Source organism: Acidovorax delafieldii 2AN (assembly GCF_000175235.1).
Lineage (GTDB): Bacteria > Pseudomonadota > Gammaproteobacteria > Burkholderiales > Burkholderiaceae_C > Acidovorax > Acidovorax delafieldii_B.
On record NZ_ACQT01000468.1, the window covers coordinates 1 to 1,608 of the forward strand.

Below are 1,608 nucleotides of genomic sequence, written 5' to 3' on the forward strand. Positions count from 1 at the left end.
GGGCGTGCGGACGAAAACTTGGACTACCAAGAGGTAGTTCATGTATTCCTACGAAGACAGAATCCGAGCAGTTGAGCTCTTCATCAGGCTGGGCATGCGAGTCAGGCCCACTATCAGGCAGTTGGGATACCCGACCAAGAACTCATTGAAAGGTTGGTATCGGGAATATCAGCAGCGCCAGGACTTGCCTAAAAGCTATGCAGAGCGTGAGCCCAAGTTCTCGCAGGCGCAGAAAGCTGCAGCCCTTGAGCACTACCTCGCCCACGATCGATGCATAGCAGCCACCATGAGGGCCCTGGGCTATCCAGGTCGTGGAACGCTCACCAAGTGGATTCGCGACGCCATTCCTGAGGCCAGGAAAGCAATCGTCGGTAGTGTTGGGCAGCGAAGGTATCCCGAGTCGTTGAAGCAAACGGGAGTGGTGAAGCTCTGCACGCGGCAGGAAAGCGCACAGGCTGTTGCCGACAAGCTCGGCGTTTGCCGGCCAACGTTGTACAACTGGAAGAACCAACTTCTGGGACGTGAGGCCCCTGCTTCAATGAAACACACCCATCGATCTCCGCAGCAAAGAGAGCGCGACGAACTCGAACTCCAAGTAGCTACATTGCGCCGCGAGGTCCGGCAATTGAGGCTTGAACAGGAACTCTTGAATAAGGCCAATGAACTGTTAAAAAAATGGCCTGGGCGTCAATCTGCAGCTCCTGTCCAACCGGGAGAAGACACTGCTGATTGACGCCCTTAGAGGGCACTATGGGCTCCCAGAGCTCCTCGTGCAGGTGGGGCTGGCCCGTACTCGTACTTTTACCACCGGGCCCGTGCAGTGGTGGGCGACAAATATCTGCAGGTGCGGCAGGCCATCACCGAGATATTTGAGTCGAATCACCGGTGCTACGGCTACCGCAGATTGCAGGCCTCTCTGGCCAGGCAACAGGGACCGATCTCTGAGAAGGTGGTACAGCGACTCATGAAGCAGGCACACCTGGTCGTTCCAAAGCCCAAGAAGCGCCGATACGCCTCATACCTGGGTGAGATCAGTCCAGCGCCTGAGAACATCATCAATCGCGACTTCCAGGCCTCAGCCACCAACGAGAAGTGGCTCACGGACATCACGGAGTTCCAGATCCCGGCAGGCAAGGTTTACCTATCGCCGATCATCGACTGCTTCGACGGGATGGTGGTGAGCTGGACCATTGGCACGAGCCCGGATGCTGAGCTGGTCAACACCATGCTGGATGCCGCCATCGAGACGGTGGCAGAAACCACTAATAGGCCCGTGGTTCACTCCGACCGCGGTGGCCACTACCGCTGGCCTGGCTGGCTATCGAGAATGAGTGATGCGAATCTCACCCGCTCCATGTCCCGCAAGGCCTGCTCTCCTGATAACGCTGCCTGCGAGGGCTTCTTCGGTCGCCTCAAGAACGAACTGTTCTATCCTCGGGACTGGAAGGGCACGACCATTGAGCAATTCATTGAGTTGGTCGAATCGTACATCCGCTGGTACAACGAGAAGCGGATCAAGATATCCCTTGGCTCTCTCAGCCCTGTCGAATACCGGGTGAGCCTTGGACTTGCGGCATAAAACCAGTCCAAGTTTTTATCCGCACCCCC

The 1,608-nt window shown here is 56.9% G+C and carries 1 pseudogene; it reads left to right on the forward strand.

From position 1 onward, the window contains the following. The first annotated feature begins 40 nt into the window (after positions 1–40). Positions 41–1,579 (forward strand): annotated as a pseudogene (locus ACDELDRAFT_RS22285) (IS3 family transposase). Positions 1,580–1,608: the final 29 nt, after the last annotated feature.